The sequence below is a fragment of the Kitasatospora sp. NPDC028961 genome, assembly GCF_055564815.1.
Map to the genome: position 1 here is coordinate 269,493 of NZ_JBVHVO010000001.1, position 17,979 is coordinate 287,471.

At 76.0% G+C, this 17,979-nt stretch carries 11 protein-coding genes and 3 tRNA genes; 11 read left to right on the forward strand and 3 right to left on the reverse strand.

Annotated elements, in window-relative coordinates:
- Window positions 1–139: 139 nt before the first annotated feature.
- Window positions 140–898 (forward strand): pyridoxine/pyridoxamine 5'-phosphate oxidase, encoded by a 759-nt coding sequence (locus ACZ4UX_RS01195; RefSeq protein ID WP_465704758.1) that lies wholly within the window; start codon window positions 140–142, stop codon window positions 896–898.
- A gap of 56 nt (window positions 899–954) precedes the next feature.
- Here the strand turns inward: ACZ4UX_RS01195 and ACZ4UX_RS01200 are convergent, their stop codons facing one another.
- Entirely contained in the window at window positions 955–2,022 is a 1,068-nt protein-coding gene (locus ACZ4UX_RS01200) for an EamA family transporter (RefSeq protein ID WP_465704760.1), read from the reverse strand.
- Window positions 2,023–2,174: 152 nt separating this feature from the next.
- On the opposite strand from ACZ4UX_RS01200, the gene ACZ4UX_RS01205 reads away from it, so the two are divergent.
- Window positions 2,175–3,053: a DUF1906 domain-containing protein gene (locus ACZ4UX_RS01205; protein ID WP_396485999.1), complete on the forward strand. Its 879-nt coding sequence runs from the start codon at window positions 2,175–2,177 to the stop codon at window positions 3,051–3,053.
- Between the two features lie 62 nt (window positions 3,054–3,115).
- The gene (locus tag ACZ4UX_RS01210) at window positions 3,116–4,429 is read left to right on the forward strand and encodes a hypothetical protein (RefSeq protein ID WP_465704762.1); all 1,314 of its coding nucleotides are present in this window, start codon (window positions 3,116–3,118) and stop codon (window positions 4,427–4,429) included.
- A gap of 98 nt (window positions 4,430–4,527) precedes the next feature.
- On the opposite strand, the gene ACZ4UX_RS01215 is transcribed toward ACZ4UX_RS01210, so the two are convergent.
- A complete protein-coding gene (locus ACZ4UX_RS01215; protein ID WP_329488661.1) occupies window positions 4,528–4,725 on the reverse strand; it encodes a hypothetical protein in 198 nt (65 codons plus the stop codon).
- A 102-nt stretch (window positions 4,726–4,827) separates the two neighbouring features.
- Between ACZ4UX_RS01215 and ACZ4UX_RS01220 the strand changes: the two genes are divergently transcribed.
- Together ACZ4UX_RS01220 and ACZ4UX_RS01225 are read left to right on the forward strand one after the other, a co-directional pair.
- Window positions 4,828–5,217 (forward strand): DUF4259 domain-containing protein, encoded by a 390-nt coding sequence (locus tag ACZ4UX_RS01220; protein ID WP_465704764.1) that lies wholly within the window; start codon window positions 4,828–4,830, stop codon window positions 5,215–5,217.
- A 227-nt stretch (window positions 5,218–5,444) separates the two neighbouring features.
- Window positions 5,445–7,106, forward strand: a complete 1,662-nt coding sequence (locus ACZ4UX_RS01225) for a long-chain fatty acid--CoA ligase (protein ID WP_352290475.1) — start codon at window positions 5,445–5,447, stop codon at window positions 7,104–7,106.
- Window positions 7,107–7,172: 66 nt separating this feature from the next.
- On the opposite strand, the gene ACZ4UX_RS01230 is transcribed toward ACZ4UX_RS01225, so the two are convergent.
- Window positions 7,173–10,811 (reverse strand): response regulator, encoded by a 3,639-nt coding sequence (locus ACZ4UX_RS01230; protein ID WP_465704767.1) that lies wholly within the window; start codon window positions 10,809–10,811, stop codon window positions 7,173–7,175.
- 176 nt (window positions 10,812–10,987) lie between these two features.
- On the opposite strand from ACZ4UX_RS01230, the gene ACZ4UX_RS01235 reads away from it, so the two are divergent.
- The 6 genes from ACZ4UX_RS01235 (at window position 10,988) to ACZ4UX_RS01260 (ending at window position 17,859) form a co-directional block, all read left to right on the forward strand.
- A tRNA-Ser gene (locus ACZ4UX_RS01235) sits at window positions 10,988–11,081 on the forward strand.
- Between the two features lie 216 nt (window positions 11,082–11,297).
- Window positions 11,298–11,373, forward strand: a tRNA-Arg gene (locus tag ACZ4UX_RS01240).
- Window positions 11,374–11,406: 33 nt separating this feature from the next.
- Window positions 11,407–11,482, forward strand: a tRNA-Arg gene (locus tag ACZ4UX_RS01245).
- Window positions 11,483–12,105: 623 nt separating this feature from the next.
- Window positions 12,106–15,354, forward strand: coding sequence for an Ig-like domain-containing protein (locus ACZ4UX_RS01250; protein WP_465704769.1), 3,249 nt, complete (start codon window positions 12,106–12,108; stop codon window positions 15,352–15,354).
- Between the two features lie 184 nt (window positions 15,355–15,538).
- Window positions 15,539–16,795, forward strand: a complete 1,257-nt coding sequence (locus ACZ4UX_RS01255) for an SPFH domain-containing protein (protein WP_465601240.1) — start codon at window positions 15,539–15,541, stop codon at window positions 16,793–16,795.
- On the forward strand, window positions 16,792–17,859 hold the full coding sequence (locus ACZ4UX_RS01260; protein WP_465704771.1) for a C40 family peptidase: 1,068 nt from the start codon (window positions 16,792–16,794) through the stop codon (window positions 17,857–17,859). Before ACZ4UX_RS01255 ends, ACZ4UX_RS01260 begins: the two co-directional genes overlap by 4 nt.
- The last annotated feature ends 120 nt before the right edge of the window (window positions 17,860–17,979 follow it).

A 17,979-nucleotide genomic window follows, 5' to 3' on the forward strand; every position in this document is an offset into this window, starting at 1 on the left:
CCCGCTCCCGACGAGGGCGCGCACCGAGCGGTCACCCGTCGGCGGTACGGTTGCGCTCCGACAGCGCACCTCGCGCCCGGGGCCCCGACGGCCCCGCCGGCGAGGGGCTGCGTCCGCGGCAACCGGAAGGAAGGGCGCGATGGCAGCGGCGGAGGAGGGCCTGAGCGGCCCGGGCGAGGCCAGGCCTGCCCCGGGGTCGGAGCCGAGGCCCGAGTCGAGGCCCGCGCCCAGGTCCGTACCCGAGCTGTTGCTCGGCCGCCCGCCGATGGCCCGCCCGCTGCCGTCCTTCGACGCCGAGTCGGCACCGGCCGAGCCCGGCCTGCTCTTCGCCGAGTGGCTGGCGACCGCGCTCGCGGCCGGTGTGCTGGACCCGCAGGTGGCCACGCTCTCCACGGTGGACGCCGACGGTCTGCCGGACGCCCGGGTGCTGGTGCTGCGCGATGTCGACGCCTCCGGCACCGGCTGGGTCTTCTCGGCCGCCGCGGACAGCCCCAAGGGCCACCAGCTCGCCGATCACCCGGCCGCCGCGCTCACCCTCTACTGGCCGCCGCTGGGCCGTCAGGTCCGGGTTCGCGGCACGGTCGAGCGGGCCGCCGACCAGGTCGCGGCGGCCGAGTTCGCCACCCGCTCCCCGGCCGCCCGGGTCGGTGCGCTGGTCGGCCGGCAGAGCGAGCCGCTGGCCTCGCTGGCCGAGTACGACGAGGCGGAGGCGGTCGCCCGCCGCCGGCTGGAGACGACTCCGGACACCGTCGCGGCCGGGCACGCCGTCTACACGCTCTGGGCGCACGAGGTGGAGTACTGGCAGGGCGACGCCAACCGCCGCCACGTCCGGCTGCGCTACACCCGGACGGGCCCGGTCCGCACCCCGGAGTGGTCGCGGACCCTGCTCTGGCCGTAACGGCTGCCCGACGGGGCCTCCTCCGTGCAGGAGGCTGCCCCGTCACTCCGCCCCCGTCATCGCCGCCCGGTGAGCGTGGCCCCCACGCTGGCGGCCACCACGCAGCCGATACCGGCCAGCTGCACCGCGCCGAGCAGCTGGCCCAGCACCACCAGGCCGACCAGCGCGCTGACCGCCGGCTCCAGGCTGACCAGGACGCTGAACACCCGCTGCGGCATCCGTCGCAGCGCGGTCATCTCCAGCGCGTACGGGATCACCGGCAGCAGCAGCGAGACCCCGGCCACCGCGAGCAGCAGGGTCAGCGGCGAGGCGCCGGGCGCGGTCAGCCCGTCCCAGGCCTGGCCGAGTCCGAACGGCGCCAGGGTCAGGGCGCCGACCGTCATCGACACCGCCAGCCCCTGGAACCCCTGGAACGCGGCGCCGACCTTGTCCGTGAACAGGATGTACGCCGCGTAGCAGGCAGCCGCGCCGAAGGCGTAGGCCAGGCCGACCGGGTCGAGCGACGATCCGCCGCCGCCCTCGCCGAGCAGCGTCAGCAGGGCCACTCCGCCGGCCGCGAGCAGCGCCCAGACCAGATGGCTGGCCCGGCGGGCGAAGATCAGCGCGACCGCGAGCGGGCCGAGGAACTCGATCGTCGCGGCGGTGCCCATCGGCAGCCGGTCGATCGCTCCGGCGAAGAGCAGCGTCATCCCGGCGGACGCCACCCCGAGCAGACCGGCGGCTGCGAGGTCGCGCGGCCGCCGGCCCCGCAGCCTGGGGCGGGTGACGGCGAGCAGGATCACCGCCGCGAACCCGAGCCGCAGGAAGGTCGTGCCGCTCACCCCGAGCGGGTCGAAGAGCGGCTTGGACAGCGCGATGCCGAGCTGCACCAGGAACATCGCGGCCAGACACAGGAACGGCGCCGGGATTCGCTCCGGGCGCCGCACGAGCTTCCAGTACCGCCGGCCGGACGGCTCGGCGGGTCGCCTGCCCGGTGACAGCCCTTGGCCCGGGGCCCCGCCTCGTCGCCAACCACCGCGCTCGCCGGCGGGCTCGCCCTTGGGGGCGGGCGGCATGGCAAGGGCCTCGGCGACGGCGGCGGCCGGCGTCGGGGAGGTGGTTTGGCCGGTGTGGGACGTGGGCATGGTGGCGAGTTTGCCGTAAGGAGTGACTTGGGGGCAAGCTCGTTACCAAAATGCGGACGGATACGGACGGGTGCGTCCGAAAGGGTGAGCTTCGCCGGAGCGTGCGGCGCGGTTGCCGCATTCGTCCGATGCCCCGTCAGTATCAAGGCGGGGTGCGCTATCTCCGCCCCGCGGCCCTGGCCGCCGCCTCCCTCGTGCTCCTGCTCGCGATCGACGGGGCAGGCGTGAGCGCCGGGGCGACCGCTCCGGTGGCCGCCGCGGCACCCCGCATCCGGGCCACCGTCCTGCCCGACCGGTCCGGCCCGCCCGCCCAGCGGGTCCGCGACCTCTACAGCGGCGCGGCCTTCGACGCCTGCACCGCACCCCCGCTCGACACCCTCCGGGCCTGGCGCGGCACCTCCCCCTACGGCGCGGTCGGCATCTACACCAGCGGGTCCCAGCGCGGCTGCGCGCAGCCGGGGCTCACCGCCGACTGGGTCGGCCAGGCGCGGGCGATGGGCTGGCGCTTCCTCCCCGTCCACGTCGGGCTGCAGGCGCCGTGCAGCGAGCTCAAGGGCAAGCCGCAGCGGATCGACCCGGCCCGTGCGGCCCAGCAGGGGCGGGCCGAAGCGGCCGAGGCGGTCCGCGGCCTCACGGCCGTCGGACTCGGCAAGGGCAGCCCGGTGTTCCTGGACATCGAGTCGTACCCGATGCAGGACCCGGCCTGTGGCCAGGCCGTCGTCGACTTCGCGCTCGGCTGGACCCAGGGGCTGCACGCGGTCGGCTACCGGTCCGGCTTCTACTCCAGCCTCGACTCCGGCGTCGCCGACCTCGCCGCGGCCGCCCGCGCGGGCAGCTCCCCGCTGCCCGACACGCTCTGGTACGCCCGCTGGGACGACCACGCGGACACCGCCGACAGTGGCGCCCTCACTTCCGACCTCTGGGCCGACCGCCAGCGCGTCCACCAGTACCGGGGCAACGTGACGGAGACGTACGGCGGCGCCACGCTCACTGTCGACCGCAACCAGGTGGACGCGCCGCTGGCGGGCTGACGGGCCGGGCGCCCGGGCCGGATAGGGTGTCCCGTCGATCGGCCGCACGGAGGGGGACGGGCATGTCGGAGGGTCAGGGGCACTACGCCGGAGCGGGTGGGCAGGGCGCGATCCCACCGCCCGGGCCGTACCCGCAGAGCGGCCCGTACACCGGCCCGAACCCGTACGCCCAGCCGCAGCCGTACCTCCAGCCGCAGCCGCAGCCGCAGCCGCAGCCGCACCCGCACCCGCACCCGCACCCGCAGTCCTACCCGCAGCCGTACAGCCCGGCCGCCGGCCCGTACGGGCACCCCCAGCCGTACCCCCAGCCCCAGCCCCAGCCGTACGCCGGGCCGAACCCGTACGCCCAGCCGCTCCCCCCGCAACCAGCGCCCGCCGGGCTCGCCGCACCCGCCGCCGCGTCCTTCGACGACGGCTTCCCCGGCCCCCGGCCGCGCCGCAGCCGGATCGCCGTGCTGCTGCAGTTCACCCTCCAGTGGATCTACGCACCGGTCTGGATCGCCGCCCTGGTCGCCCTGTTCGCGATCCTGCTCTGGACCGGTGCCAGCGGCCCGTCCGGCCCCGAGTCCGACTCCTGGCTGAAGGTCAACCGCACCTTCGTTCCACCGCGCCGCCTCAAGGCCGAGCTCACCGGCCGCCCGGAGGACTGGGAGCGGTACGTCGCCCCGATCCTGGAGCGCCGGATCCGGCTCGCCGAGGCGGGGTACGCCGCCGGTGACGGCGACGTCGGGGCCGACTTCGGCCGCACCGTCGGGGTCAAGCTGGCGGTCCGCCTCTACCGGGGCCTGGGCGCGGCCGGGGTGGTCCGGCTCGCGGAGCGCTACGGCTGGCAGGGCGTGCCCGCCGGCGGCGACCTGGCGCGTGTCCGGCTGAGCCGCCGGTACCCCGCCCCGCCCCGGGTGTCCGCACCCGGCCCGCAGGATCCGCCGGCCGCCCCGGGTACGCCGTGGGGCGCCCGACCGGGCCGGTCCGCGTTCCTGCTGCCGTTCATGTTCGTGCTGCAGATCGCCTACGTCCCCGTCTGCGGGGTGCTCAGCCTGCTGGCCTTCTGGGTGAAGCACCCCGAGCCCGACTACTGGGACCGCTGGGGCGCCCGCTGGGCGGTCGGGCCGCGCGCCTTCCGGGCGGAGTTCACCGGCAGCGCCGCCGCCTGGGACCGCCACGTCCGCCGCATCGTCGCGCGCGAGGTCCGCCCGGGCAACGGCAAGGGCGCCGAGGCGCCCCGGCGGATCCGGGTCAACCTCGCGACCTATCGCGGCGCGGGCGCCCAGCACGTCCTGCGGGTCGCCGCCGAGCAGGGGTACGTCCTGGACCCGGCCTACCTGCCGGACCCCGGGGTCTGCGTCCGCCTGTACCGCCCCGACCGGCAGGTCTGACCGGTCGCTGCCCCCGCCCGCCCGCGCGGGTACGGCTCACCCGCCGGCCCCGCCCGGCCACCCGGTGCGGTTCCGCGGCTCGGGCCGGCGGGCGCGGCTCAGTCCCGGAGGCCGAGGGAGAGCCAGCCGCGCCCGTCGCAGTCCCGGCAGGTCTCCGGGATGTGCCCGGTACCCGAGCGGTCGGCCCGGACGCCCAGCCGCGCCCGCGTCCGCACCCCGTCGGAGCAGCACGGGCACGGCACGCGGAACCCGGCCGGCTCGGGCTGTACCCGGCGATCGTCATGACTGTCGCTCATGCCGCCCAGTATCGCGTGCCGCTGTCGGTGCGACCGGCCGCGGCGGTGTCAGTGCGGCCGGTTACAACAGGGCTGACCGATCGACCGGATCACGGAGGACTCATGGGCACCTGGGGCAGCGGCAACTTCGACAGCGACGCGGCCGCCGATCACCTCGGCGAGTTCACGGCCCGGCTGATCGGCGAGGTCGAGCAGGCGATGGCCGGTGACCGGGTCGAGCTGGAGGCGGACGAGTACGGGGGCACGGCCGTCCCGTGCAACCTCGAACTGCTCCACCTGATCGCCTCCCGCCACTACGTCGGCGCCGGTCTGCCCGCCGCGGCAACGATCGAGGGCTGGAAGGCGGACTTCATGGCGGTCTGGGAGCAGAGCATCGACGGGCTGGAGCCCGCTCCCGGGCACAAGGAGGAGCGGCGGGCCGTCCTGCTGCGGACCTTCGACGACCTGGCGGCCCTGGCCCGCGAGCGCGAGCGGGACGGACTGGCCCCGTAGCGTCACGGGCGGCGGGCACGGCCCAAGGACCCCGCCCACGGCCGAACCGCCCAGGGGCCCCGCCCCCGGCCGACGCGGCGAATCCGTGACCCGTGCAACGGCGCCGGAATGCTGACAGCGGGCAGGTGGAGAGGCACAATCGGGCTCGACTGCCGCTATTACCGCCCAGTAGCCGCCCGGTGACCGTCGCAGTCGCCGCCGCAGTGCCGCCCGGTCAAGGAGGACCCGTGTTCAGCACGATGCAGGACGTCCCGCTCACCGTCGCCAGGATCCTGGAGCACGGGTCGACCATCCACGGGCGGTCGACCGTCACGACCTGGGACGGCACCGGCCCGGTCGTCCGGACGTACGCGGAGGTCGGCGCGCGCGCCGCGCAGCTCGCCCACGCGCTGCGGGACGAGCTCGGGGTGACCGGGGACGACCGGGTGGCCACGCTGATGTGGAACAACGCCGAGCACCTGGAGGCGTACCTCGCGGCGCCGTCCATGGGAGCGGTGCTGCACACGCTCAACCTGCGGCTCCCGCCGGGCCAGCTGTCGTTCATCGTCAACCACGCCGCCGACCGCGTGATCATCGTCAACGGCACCGTGCTGCCGCTGTTGGCGGCCGTCCTGCCGGAACTCGCCCCCACCCTCAAGCACATCGTGGTCAGCGGCCCCGGCGACCGGTCCGTGCTGGCCGGCTTCACCGGCGCCGTGCACGACTACGAGGACCTGATCGCCGGACGGCCCACCACGTTCCCGTGGCGGACCGACATCGACGAGCGCCAGGCCGCCGTGCTCTGCTACACCTCCGGCACCACCGGTGACCCGAAGGGCGTGCTCTACAGCCACCGCTCGGTCTACCTGCACGCCCTCCAGGTCAACACCGGCGACAACTTCGCCTTCACCCCGCGCGACATCGCGCTGCCGGTCGTCCCGATGTTCCACGTCAACGCCTGGGGCATCCCGCACGGCGCCTTCATGTCCGGTGCCGGCATGCTGATGCCGGACCGCTTCCTCCAGCCGAAGCCGCTGGCCGAGATGATCGCCCGGGTGCGGCCCACCGTCAGCGCCGCGGTGCCGACGATCTGGAGCGGTCTGCTCGACGAGCTGGACGCGGGCGACTACGACACCTCCAGCCTGCGCATGGTGGTCATCGGCGGCTCCGCCTGCCCGCCCGCCCTGATGAAGGCCTTCGACGAGCGGCACGGCATCCGGGTCGTGCACGCCTGGGGGATGACCGAGACCTCGCCGCTCGGCGCCTTCGCCCAGGCCCCCGGCGGCCTCACCCCCGAGGAGGAGTGGCCGTACCGGGTCACCCAGGGCGTCTTCCCGGCCTCCGTCGAGGCCCGGCTGACCGGTCCGGGCGGCGAGCGGATGCCGCACGACGGCGTCTCAGCGGGCGAGTTGGAGGTGCGCGGGCCGTGGATCGCCGGCGCGTACTACGGCGGTGCCGGCCACGACCCGGAGCGCCCCGACGACAAGTTCTCCGAGGACGGCTGGCTGCGCACCGGCGATGTGGGCACCATCACCCCGGACGGCTACCTGACCCTGACCGACCGTGCCAAGGACGTCATCAAGTCCGGCGGCGAGTGGATCTCCTCGGTGGACCTGGAGAACCACCTGATGGCCCACCCGGAGGTGGCCGAGGCCGCCGTGGTCGCCGTCCCGGACGAGAAGTGGGGCGAGCGCCCGCTGGCCACCGTGGTGCTGCGGCCGGGCGCCACGGCCGGACTGCGGGAGCTGCGCGCGTTCCTGGCCGAGCGGATCGCCTCCTGGCAGCTGCCGGAGCGCTGGGCGATCGTCGACGCGGTGCCGAAGACCTCGGTCGGCAAGTTCGACAAGAAGGTCATCCGGGCCGGCTACGCGGCCGACGAGCTGGACGTCACGGTGCTCGGCAAGGAGTAGCGGACAGCGGCGGGAACAGCCGGGCCCGGGGGCCGGCCACCACGGGGTGGCCGGCCCCCGGTCGTGTCAGCCGGTGGCCGCGACGCCCGCCTCGCCCATCGCGCCGATCCGCCCGAGCAGGTCGACGATCCGGGACTGGACGTCGGCGCTGGTGGAGCGCTCGGCGAGGAACAGCACCGTCTCGCCGGTGCGCAGCCGGGGCAGTTCGCGCGGGTCGAGGTCGACCGAGGTGTAGACGACCAGCGGGGTGCGGTGCAGCCGGTCGTTGGTGCGCAGCCAGTCCAGCAGGCCGACCCGGCGGCGGCGGATCTGGAAGAGGTCCATCACCACCAGGTTCGGCTGCACGCTGCTGGCGCGGGCGACGGCGTCGGTCTCGTCCACCGCGTGCTCGACGTGCATGCCGCGCCGCTCCAGGCTGCTGATCATGGCGGCGGCGATGTCCGGATCGCCCTCGACCAGCAGCACCCGGGGGGCGTGGTTCTCGCCGTCGCGGGGGGCGAGGGCGCGCAGCAGCACGGCGGGGTCGGCGCCGTACGCGGCGTCCCGGGTGGCCTGGCCGAGGCCCGCGGTGACCAGGACCGGGACCCTGCTGTTGAGGGCGGCGGTGCGCAGCGACTGCAGGGCGGTCCGGGTGATCGGGCCGGTCAGCGGGTCGACGAAGAGCGCGGCGGGGAAGCCGGCGATCTGGGCGTCCACCTCCTCGCGGGAGCGGACGATCACCGGCCGGTAGCCGCGGTCCTGGAGGGCCTGCCGGGTGGCCGGGTCGGGCTCGGGCCAGACCAGCAGCCGGCGCGGGCCGCCGTCCCCGGCGGGGACGGGGCGTGCGGGGTGCTCGACGGGGTCGTCGTGACCGGCGGCGGGCAGTTCGGCCATCGGGCGCGGCGCCGTCCTGGCCTCGGGCGCGGCGGGCAGCTGCGGTGCGGCGGCCGGCGCCGCCGGGCCGGCCTGGAAGGCCTCGGCCGGTCCGGCCGGAACGCCCGTACCGGAGCCGCCCGGAGCACCGGGGGCGCCGAGCGGGCGCGGCGGAGCGAGCTCGGCCAGGCCGGTGCCGACCGGCTGCGGGCCGTCCGGGCCGGTCGTGGCCGGTCCGTCCGAGCCGGCGGCGGGCAGCGCGGGCCGGGCGAGCTCCAGGGCGCCGGGAGCGCCCTCGGCCGTTCCGCGCGCCGACGGCGGCTGTGCGGCGGCCTCCCGGGCCTCGGTGTCGGGGCCGGGCGGAACGGCCAGCCGGCGGCGCCGACCGGTGGGCGGGGCGGCGGGCGGCTGGGGCGGGGCCGGCGCGGGACCGGCGGGCAGCGCGTGCTCCAGGCCGGGGTAGACCGGGGCGGACTCGGGCATGCCGGGCAGCGCGAACCCGCCGGACGAGTCCTCGTTGGCCGGCAGCGCGCGGCGCCGCCGGGACGGCTTCGGCTCCTCCGCGCCGTCGCCCTCCGCGCCTGGCAGGCCGAAGGCCTCGGCCGGAACGCCCTCGGCCGCGCCGACCGGTACGCCGGTCGCCGGGGTGCCGCCGGCCGGCGTACCGGCGGCGGGGGTGTCGGCCGGAGCCGGTGGGGCGGGGTCGGCGGGTGCGGTGCCGGGCCCGAGCGCGAACGGGCCGCGCGGCGCCGCCGGAGCGGCCGCGGCGGGCTCCTCCGGGAGGCCGTCGACCGGCACCGCGTACGCCGTGCCGGACCGGCCGTCGTCCTTGCCCCACGGGTCGCTCGGCTGGGCGGTGGTGGCGCTCACGCCCTGGCGCCCGTAGGCGGGGTCGTTGCCGGTGCCGTTCCACTGCTCGGGGACGGCCCGCTCGACCCGTGCCGGGGCATTCGGCCAACGGTCGGCGGCGGCCGCGTCGGTCTCCGGCGCGGTCTCGGGTTCGGCCGCCGGCCGGCCCCGGCGCCCGCGCCGCTCGGCCACCGGCGGCTGCGCCGGCTCCTCGTTCGCGGCCTGCGCCGGTCCGGGCGCCGGGTCGGACGCCCCGGCGGGCGCCGGGCCGTCGGCCGGTGCCTTCTCGTCGTCGTCCTGGGGGCGCCGGGCCGCGGGCAGCTGCGGGATGCCCGGCAGGTCGGGCAGCACCGCGCTGTCGCTCTCCTTGGGCCGGTCCGACCGGCCCTCGGCCGAGGCGCGTTCGGCGGCGGCCTTCGCCGCGACCGGGTCCAGCGGCAGCTCGACGACGTACGTGGTGCCGGCCTTGCCGGGCAGCTCGTGCGGCTGGAGCACGCCGCCGTGGCGCTCGACCACCGTGCGGGCTATCGGCAGGTGGACGGGGCTGCCGCCGCGTCCGGGGCCGCGGATCTCCACCCGGGCGACGTCGCCGCGCTGGGCGGCCGCGAGCACCACCATCGGGGCGTCGCCCTCGGCCGGGGCCGGCGCGGCCGTCCCGGCGGGGTTCAGCCCGGGGGAGCCGACGGCGGGCGGGGCGTCGAGCGAGAGCGCCACCCCGCTGACGTCGGCGACCAGGTGGGCCAGCGCCTGGGCGAGCCGCTCCCGGTCGGCGATCACCTCGACGGCGGCGGCGTGCACGGAGAACCGCACCCGGCCCGCGCCGACCAGCTCGCCCGCGTGCTCGACGGCCTTGCGGATCACCTTGTCCAGGCCGACCGGCACCCGGTCGGCGGCGGGCTTCGCGCCGTCCTTGTCGTCGGCCGGGCCGCCGGCCGCGTTCTCGGCCTCGGAGCGCTGGTGGGCCAGGACGCCGTCGATCAGCTTGCCGAACCGCCGGCACTCGTCGGCCAGGCGTCGCAGCGTCCAGTTGGCCTCCGGCCAGAGCTGGCCGGCCGGGTCGGCGGCGAGCGCGTCGATCCGCCGGTGCAGCGCGGTCAGGGCGCCGCCCAGCTCGCTCTCCAGGACGGCGGTGAGGTGTTCGTTGCGGGCGACGAGGGCCAGCTCGCGGCTGCGGTCGGTGAAGGTCATCACCGCGCCGACGAGCTGGTCGCCGTCGCGCACCGGGGCGGTGGTGAGGTCGACGGTGACCGGACGGCCGTCCTTGCGCCAGAGCACGGTGCCGCGCACCCGGTGCTTGCGCCCGGAGGTCAGGGTGTCCAGCAGCGCGGACTCCTCCAGCGCCAGCGGGGTGCCGTCGGCCCGGGAGTGCTGGATCAGCGGGTGCAGCTCGCGCCCGCCCAGCTCGCTCGCCCGGTACTCCAGGATGTGCGCGGCGGCCGGGTTGACCAGCACGCAGCGGCCTTCGAGGTCCACGCCCAGCACGCCCTCGGCGGCGGCCCGCAGGATCATCTCGGTCTGCTTGTGCTGACGGCGCAGCTCCGCCTCGACGCCGAGCCGGCTGGAGAGGTCGCGGACCAGCAGCAGGAGCAGGTCGCTGCCGGAGGGCCGGGAGCCCTCGCGGTACGGGTCGTAGGGGACGAGCGGGGAGAGCGCGTAGCCCCGCCCCTCGCTCGCGCCGTCGTCGGCGAAGTCGTTGCCCGAGACCTCGACCGGGAACGTGCTGCCGTCGGTACGGCGGGCGGTCATCCGGACCGGGCGGTCGAGGGCGTCGTCCTCGCGCGGTTTCGGCCGCATCGAGCCGGGGATCCGGCTCGGGTCGAACTCCGGCAGCAGGTCCAGTACGCCCATGCCGACCAGTGAGGTGCCGGGTGTCTGGAGCGCCTGGACCGCTGCGCTGTTGGCATCGACGACCGTGCCGTTGCTGTTCACCAGCAACAACGCGTCGGGCAGGGCGTCGAGTATGGCGGCGAGGCGAGCAGCGCCTCGGATCGGCCTGCTGCTCACGTCGACAGGTCTCCTCGGCTCAGGGCAGCTCCTCCGGAGAAGGCAGTATCTCATTCTTCTTTGCGGCGGGGACGACCCGCCTAGTAACGTTGGCGGTGGTTGGTGCCGGGCCCTCGGGTTGTGGCATCATCACTGGCACACGGAGCGAGTCCGCCACGCGGGCGCGATCCATGTGGGGAGGCTTCGCCTAGTCCGGTCTATGGCGCCGCACTGCTAATGCGGTTTGGGTCTTAAAGCCCATCGAGGGTTCAAATCCCTCAGCCTCCGCCAGCCGGGAGCCCCGTCGACGATCACGTCGGCGGGGCTTCTCGCATGTCCGGGGCCCGGTCGGGGCCGGACCGGACGCCGAGCGCGCCCGGTCGCGGAGGGCCGGGGGACGGGCCGCCGCCCGGTCGTTCCGGGGCCCGGATCAATCGATTTCGCCCCGCGTCGCAGGTCATGTAATGTTGTCCCCGCAACGCCCCGCTGGCACGTTCACCAGGGCGAGCGCTCATAGCTCAACGGATAGAGCACTTGACTACGGATCAAGAGGTTGCAGGTTCGAATCCTGCTGAGCGCACCAAACCTTCGCAAGACCGGGTTCCGCCCGGCACTTGCGCTCATAGCTCAACGGATAGAGCACTTGACTACGGATCAAGAGGTTGCAGGTTCGAATCCTGCTGAGCGCACCAGCGAGAAGCCCCCGGCCACCGGCCGGGGGCTTCTCCGTTTTCCGGGCGCGTGCCGGCCGTCGGCCCCCGCGCGGCCCGGGCGCTCGGCCCGGCTCCGGACCGCCCGGCCGTCCGCCGCGGCCGGACTGCGGGCTCCGGGTTCCGCTTTCCGGGCGGCCGGGCAGCCGGGCGGCCGGGCCGAGGGCGCCACGGCCGGGCTCGGACGGCTGCCGGTGGAGCCCCTCGGCGAAGCCGGTCCTGTGGTCGAAAGGTCGCGAAGTCGCTCCCGGCGTGGACAGGTGCGGGTGCCGGCTCGGCAGAGCGCACCGATCGTCCGCACCGATCGTCCGCACCGGTGGTGCGCACCGGTCGTGCGCACGGGAGTGCTCGACGCACGGTCAGGTACCGGTCCGCGGCGCCCGATCGGAATCCCCCGGATTCCCCGCGATACGCCGCCTAATGGATGAAATCCATTCCTTTCGGGTACATCCTTTCCTGCCGGTCGGATGACCGCCGAACGGGTGGGACCCGGCCGATAGCGCAGGTGTCGCAGTATGACCGGCCCAGGATCGTGATTCCGTTTTGTCAGATCTTGTGCCCAGACTGCCCGGCCACCCCGGCAGCCGATACCGAAGGAGAGCCGGATGAGCCGACAGTTCCCCCGCGATGCCGCCCTGTCCGCCCCGGCCCCGGCCCGGCCCGCGCACCGGACGGGAGGAATGCGGCGGCCGCGTCTGGTGGCGGCCGGTGCCTCGGCGGCTCTGGCGGCCGCGCTGCTGATCGGCTGGAACCCGCCCACCTCCGCCGCCCAGCAGTCCCCCGACACCTGGTCGGGGGACCGGAGTGCCGTCCTTCCCTCCGGCCTCACCGTCCACATCGATTTCTCCGCCGCCCCGGGATTCGACGTCGCGGCCGAGCCGGGGGAATTGGCCGAGCGGTTCGGCGGCGGTCGGGCGGCCGCCCTCTATACGGACGGACTGCGGCCCGGAGATCCCGCGCAGACCTTCCGGATCACCGACAACCGTCCGCAGACGGACGGTTCCTGGCGCACGGTCGGAACACTCGGCATCGCCTTTTCCCGGCCGGTCCGCAATCCCCGCCTGCACGTCAGTGGGCTCTCCGCCGTCGCCACCGGAAAGGGCGGGGCCACCAGCACCGTCTCGCGTCTGTCGCTCACCGGCGGCTCACCGGGCGCACCCGCCCTGGTCAACCGGACCGACTGGCCGGGCTGGACGGTCGACGGCAACAGTCTGGCCCCCGCCGGGGCGGGCGCCGCCGCCGACGCCGAGGCCGGATCCGCCGCCGAGGGCAGCCTGGAGCTGGTCGGGACCTTCCGCACCGCCGTCTTCCGGGTCGAGCAGCGCTCCACCGCCCGGGCCGGCTCCACCGCCGCGCCCGCGCCGTCGCCGCTCCTCCAGGCCTACACCGTCACCCTGGACGAGGGCGTCGGCACCGCCCCGCAGGGCTACGACAACGCCTCCCACCTGCTCTCCGACCTCTTCCTCGGAGCGGACGCCGGCGGCGCCGCCCGGCTCGCCCGGCGGGCCGCCACCACCGGCACGACCCCGCTGGTGCCGCCCGCCACCCCGGCCGGGAGCACGGACGCGGCCGGCGAGCCGCTGGTCCAGCTCGACCACGGCGCCGGCCGGCGCAGCGTGTTCTCCAGCCCGGCACCGCCCCGGCTCCAGCCCGGGCGCGGCGAGTACCAGGGCGGCGACCCGGCCGTCGGCTACCCGGCCGAGGCCGCGATCGGCCGGTACTACCGGGTCACCGTCCCGGTCGCGGTGGGCGGTGCCCCCGCCACCCTGGCCGGCTGGGTGGACTTCGACCGCAACGGCCGGTTCGACCCCGCCGAGCGGGTGCAGACCGAGGTCCCGGCCACGGCGGACAGCGCGACCCTGGAGTGGACCGTCCCCGCCAACGCGTCGTCGGGGGAGACCTGGGCCCGGCTGCGGATCGGCCGCGACGCGGCCCAGTTGGTGTCGGCCGGCGGCTTCGCCGACTCCGGGCAGGTCTCGGACCAGCGGATCAGGTTGACGGTCGGCGCCGCCCGGCCGGAGATCGCCACCCCGGTCGACGGCACCGTCGTCGCCGACGCCCGCCCGCAGGTGCGCGGTGAGGGGGCGGTGGCCGGAGCGACCGTCGAGGTGCGCGACGGGGACGCGGTGGTCTGCAAGACCCGGGTCGAGAAGGGCGGTGACTGGTCCTGCCGGCCGAGCGGGCCGCTGACCGCAGGCGCGCACACCCTCACCCCGGTCGAGACCACCAGTGGCGGGCTGGTGCTGCGCGGCGATCCGGTCCGGGTCACCGTGAAGACCGCCCCGCCCACGGCTCCCGTGCTCACCCTCCCCGAGTACACCAACGACCCCGGCCTCCAGCTGACCGGCACGGGGGAGCCGGGCAGCACCGTCTCGGTCACCGACCGGCCGGCCGGGGTACGAGGCGGCGCCGGCGGCGGTACGGGCGGCGAGCTGTGCAGCACGGCGGTGCGGTCCGACGGCGGGTGGTCCTGCCTGCCGGTGGAGAACCTGCCGGACGGGCGCCACCAGCTGACGCCGAACGCCGTCGACGCCGCCGGGAACCGGACGCCGGGCCAGGTCTTCACGCTGGTCGTCGACACCGTGCCGCCGGACCGACCGGTGCTGACCACGCCGACAGCGGGCGAGACGGTCCGGGTGGCGCGCCCGAAGCTGGGCGGCCGGGCCGAGCCGGGGGCCCGGGTGATCGTCACCGCCCGGGCCGGCAGCTCGGCCTCGGCGGAACGGATCGTGGCCTGCGGGGCCACCGTCGCCGCCGACGGCAGCTGGACCTGCGCGGCCAACCGAGACCTGACGGACGGCGAGCAGTGGCTGGTCGTCACGGCGACCGACCTGGCGGGCAACGGGACGGCGGCGGACGCGGTCACCGTCCGGGTCGCGGCGGCCGTCCCGCCCGCGCCGGGGACGCCGTCCCCTGCGCCGTCCCCTTCGGTGGCCTCGCCGTCGCCCTCGGCGCAGGCGTCCACTCCTGCGGCGGCGTCGGCCGCCCCGGCGGTTCCGGTGCCCGGCGCGCCGTCACCGTCCGTTCCCGCACCGTCCGTTCCCTCGCCGTCCGTTCCCTCGGCGTCCGTTCCCTCGGCGTCGGGGCCGGCGGTCGCGGTGCCGTCGCCGGTGGTGCCGTCCTCCGCGCCCGCCGTGGTGGTGCCGTCCGCGGCGGCTCCGGCTCCGGCGGCGGCTCCTACGCCGCCCGGGCCCGCCGTCTCGCCGTCGGCCGACCGGCCTACGGCGACGGCCCCCGCCGTGCCCGTGCCGACGGTCTCGCCGTCGGTGCCCGCCCCGCCGAGCCCGTCCGTCCCCACTGCCCCGACCGCCCCCGCCGCCGAGGCCGTCCCGGAGCCCGTCCTGCCCGGGTTGCTGCCGATCGTCGTCCCGCCCGCCGCCGGGACGGTGCCCCCGGCCAGTGCGGCTGCGAGCCCGAGCGCCGGACCGGCCCCGAGCCCGAGTGCCGGGGCGTCCGCCTCCGGGGCGACCGGCACGGCCACCCCGGCGGCCCCGGCGGCGCCGACCTCACCGGCCGCTTCGGCAACTCCAGCCACTTCGGCCGCCCCGTCGACCGCCCCCACCGCGGCCGTCCCCACAGCCGCCGCCACCGCCACCCCGACCGCCGGGGTCGCGCCGGCGGTGCCCGCCGGGCAGGTCTCGCCCGAGACCTCCCGGGCCCTGGCCGCACCCCCGGCCGAGCAGTCCGCGGAGCCCTCCCCGGAGAGCGGGGCGACGCAGGCGCAGCCCGCGTCCGACCACTCCCGGTCGGAGGGCTGGCGCGCTGGGCTCGCAGGTCTCCTGCTGCTGCTCACCGGGGTCGGCCTGATCACCCGCCGGGTCTTCGCCCGAGGCCCCGGCGCCCGACGACGCTGAACCGCTCCGACCATCCGCTCATGTGCCTGCGCGTCAGATCGGCTACGGATGATTCGTCAGTAAATGTCGACACGCTCTATCGCAAATGTCGCATTTGATGACGTATGAACTTAGCCTGACTCTGGCACTGCCCGTCAGATCCGGGCCGCCCGTTGCGCGACACACCGAACCCGAGGATCCGTGCATGGACGTCACCCGCGATTCTTCGCAGCGACCCGACAATCTGCCCAAGGCGTTGCCGCCGACCCTGCGGGAACGTTCCGCCTCCGGCTCCAGCCCGATGGCGAGGGCGCCCAAGACGGGCAAACCCGTCGACAACGGGCCGGCGACCACGCCGCTGGCGGTCGTCCCCGGTCCGGCGGTCACACCGGTCGACCTGCGCGACCCGCTGGAGACGGCGGTCCTGGAGGCGGTGGAGCTGCCGGAGGCCACCCCGGCCGGCGCGGTCACCGCGACCACCTCCCGCCGGCCCCCGCGCGCCGACCAGGCGCTGCGCGAGCACGGAGCCGCGGTGCTGCCCGGCTGGATCGCGCTGCTGGCGCTGCTGGCGGGGGTGACCGCCGTCGTGCTCGTCCTGCTGAACGACGGCGTCATCCCGTCCTGGGAGGCGCTGCCCGATCTGCGCGGTGCCGCCGCGCGGGCCAGCGGCGGGGCGGAGGTGACGGTGCGGTCCGGCATCGCGGTCAGCGCGGCCGGTCTGCTGATCGTCCTCGCGCTGGCCGGGCTGCTGGCCAACGCGGGCGGTGAGACCCGGGTGCTCAGCCGCTGGGGCCGCTACCGCGGCACCGTCCGGCGCACCGGTCTGGTCTGGGTCAACCCGCTGCTGCGCCGGCGGCGGGTGGACGTGCGGCTGCGGCACTGGCGCAGCGAGCCGGTCAAGGTGGTCGACCGGACCGGTACGCCGATCGTCGTGCGGCTGCTGATCGTCTGGCGGGTCAAGGACACCGCCCGGGCGCTGCTGGCGATCGAGGACCACGAGCACTACCTGCGCGAGCAGGTGCAGGCGGTGCTGACCCGGACGGCGTCCATGCTGCCGTGCGACAGCAACGCGGCCCCCGGCCCGGCGCTGCGCGACGGCCAGTGGTTCGCCGACGAGCTGACCAGGGCGCTGGCCGCCGAGGTCGCCCCGGCCGGGCTGGAGGTCTACTCGGCGCAGCCGCTGGCGCTGGACTACGCGCCCGAGGTCGCCGAGTCGATGCGCCGGCGCCGGCTGGCCGACCTGGACGCGGGCCTGCGCACGGTGCTGGTGGACGACGCGGTCGAGGCGGCGGCGCTCGCCGTCCGCCGACTGGAGCGCGCGACCGCGCACGAGCTGGACGAGGCCGCCCGCAGCGCTCTGATGGAGCAGTTGCTGGTCGCCTTCGTCGCCCCGGCCGGAGTGGCCGCTTCGGTACCGTCCCCGGCCGCCCGGGCCGGGCGGAAGGAAGGACGACCGGCATGAGGATAGCCATCGGCACGGAGACCGGTTTCGAGACCGACGTCGAGGCCGAGTTCGAAGCCGACTTCGAAGCCGAGTTCGAGGCGGAGTTCGCCGGTGCCGGCGCCGCGCTGATCGGTTTCGAGGAGACCCTCGGCAGCATCCCCGCCGTGGCGGGCTGCGGCTGCCCGAACTGCGCGGCCCGGCCGCGCACCCGCCCGGCGGCCGGGACGTCCGGTGGCGCGCGAATACACCGCGCCGTGCGGACCACCTGCCTGGCCACCACCGTGCTGGCGGGAGCCGGCGTGGTCGGTCTGACGGCCGGTGCCGGGTCCGCGCACGCCGCGCCCGGCAAGCAGGGCTGGGACGGCTCGAAGTACTGGTTCAAGGCCGCGAACGGCACCTGGCGCTGGACCGGCCACTACGACGTCTACGCCGCCCGTACCGGCGTGACCGGCTCGACCGGCGCGACCGGCGCGTCCGGGGGATCCGGCAAGGCGGCCGTCTCCAACGGCGCCGCGTCCACGCCGGCGCCCACCTCGTCGAGCGGGTCGTCCTCAGGCCTGCGGCAGGGCTGGGACGGCTCGAAGTACTGGTTCAAGAACGGCAGCGGCGAGTGGCGGTACACCAGCCACTACGACATCTACCTCAGCCGCACCGGCGGGACCGGCGGCGGGTCGGACCCGGCGCCCGACCGGCCGGCCGCCGGGAGCGGGCCGTCCTCCCGCAGCGCGCAGTCGGCGATCGACTACGCACTCGCCCAGCTCGGCAAGCCCTATGTCTGGGGCGGTGACGGCCCGTCGGGCTTCGACTGCTCGGGGCTGGTCCAGCAGGCCTACCGGCGCAGCGGCATCAGCCTGCCGCGGGTGGCGGACGACCAGTACGCGGCCACCACCCCGATCACCGCCGGACAGCTGCACCGCGGTGACCTGCTGTTCTGGTCGGACAGCGGCCGGGCCTCCGGGATCCACCACGTGGGGATCTACCTCGGCGGCGGGAAGTTCGTCGAGGCGCCCCGGCCAGGGAAGACGGTGCGGGTCTCCACCCTCAGCAGCGGCTTCTACCCGACCCATTTCGGGCGCCCGTAACGGCGCGTCCGGCGCGGGGGGGGGGGGAGGGGGGGGGGGGGGGGGGGGGGGGGTGGGGGGGGGGGGGGGGGGAAAGAGGACACAAACGCTCTCCTCCTGTCTCTATTCGGTTGTGTTGGT

What these genes read in the sequence shown, in the direction of transcription:
- ACZ4UX_RS01195 (WP_465704758.1), top strand. Translation starts at nt 140, where the DNA reads ATGGCAGCGGCGGAGGAGGGCCTGAGCGGCCCGGGCGAGGCCAGGCCT.
- ACZ4UX_RS01200 (WP_465704760.1), bottom strand. Translation starts at nt 2,022, where the DNA reads ATGCCCACGTCCCACACCGGCCAAACCACCTCCCCGACGCCGGCCGCC.
- ACZ4UX_RS01210 (WP_465704762.1), top strand. Translation starts at nt 3,116, where the DNA reads ATGTCGGAGGGTCAGGGGCACTACGCCGGAGCGGGTGGGCAGGGCGCG.
- ACZ4UX_RS01215 (WP_329488661.1), bottom strand. Translation starts at nt 4,725, where the DNA reads ATGAGCGACAGTCATGACGATCGCCGGGTACAGCCCGAGCCGGCCGGG.
- ACZ4UX_RS01220 (WP_465704764.1), top strand. Translation starts at nt 4,828, where the DNA reads ATGGGCACCTGGGGCAGCGGCAACTTCGACAGCGACGCGGCCGCCGAT.
- ACZ4UX_RS01250 (WP_465704769.1), top strand. Translation starts at nt 12,106, where the DNA reads ATGAGCCGACAGTTCCCCCGCGATGCCGCCCTGTCCGCCCCGGCCCCG.
- ACZ4UX_RS01255 (WP_465601240.1), top strand. Translation starts at nt 15,539, where the DNA reads ATGGACGTCACCCGCGATTCTTCGCAGCGACCCGACAATCTGCCCAAG.
- ACZ4UX_RS01260 (WP_465704771.1), top strand. Translation starts at nt 16,792, where the DNA reads ATGAGGATAGCCATCGGCACGGAGACCGGTTTCGAGACCGACGTCGAG.